This window comes from Limnospira sp. PMC 289.06, assembly GCF_032350395.1.
Taxonomy (GTDB): Bacteria; Cyanobacteriota; Cyanobacteriia; order Cyanobacteriales; family Microcoleaceae; genus Limnospira; species Limnospira platensis.
In genome coordinates, this window is the sequence record NZ_JARPLC010000407.1 from 1 (window position 1) to 732 (window position 732).

The following is a 732-nucleotide window of genomic DNA, read 5'->3' on the forward strand; positions in this document are numbered from 1 at the left end:
AAATCAAGGCAATTTAACCCCTATTATCGAGCCATTATCCCCCGTGAAAACTGATAGTATATTCTACCGAATTTTCCAACAGTACCCCCGCAGCTTCTTTGAACTGCTGAACCGCCCACCCGAAGAAAGCGATCGCTACCAATTCACCTCTGTAGAAGTGAAACAACTAGCCTTCCGCCTCGACGGAGTATTTCTCCCGACCACCTCAGAAGGCGATCGCCCTTTCTACCTAGCGGAAGTGCAATTTCAACCGGACGACGACCTCTATTATCGCATTTTCGCGGAACTGTTCCTCTACCTGCGACAATACCGACCCCCCCACCCGTGGCAGGTCGTCGTTATCTATCCCAACCGTAGCATTGAGCGGGAACAATCCCACCAATTCCGGGAACTCCTGAACTCAGACCGGGTGACTCGGGTTTATCTCGACGAGTTGGAAAGTGAAAACCGTTTGGGAGTTGGTATCATCAAATTGGTACTCGAATCCGAATCGGAGGCGATCGCATCAGCCATAAACCTGATCGAGCAAGCCGAACAAACCCTCCCCCCAGAATCCATTCAACGGGATATCATTGATATCATCGAAACTATAGTTATTTACAAACTACCCCAAATAAGTCGCGAGGAGATTGCCCAAATGTTAGGACTCACCGATTTAAAACAAACCCGATTCTATCAAGAAGCATTTGCCGACGGTCGCCAAGAAGGTCGCCAAGAAGGTCGCCAAGAAGG

The 732-nt window shown here is 49.2% G+C and carries 1 protein-coding gene; it reads left to right on the top strand.

What is annotated here, in order from left to right; genetic code table 11:
* Positions 1 to 43: 43 nt before the first annotated feature.
* A partial coding sequence (locus P5674_RS25480; RefSeq protein WP_315670452.1) for an Rpn family recombination-promoting nuclease/putative transposase occupies positions 44 to 732 on the top strand: 689 nt, incomplete at its 3' end.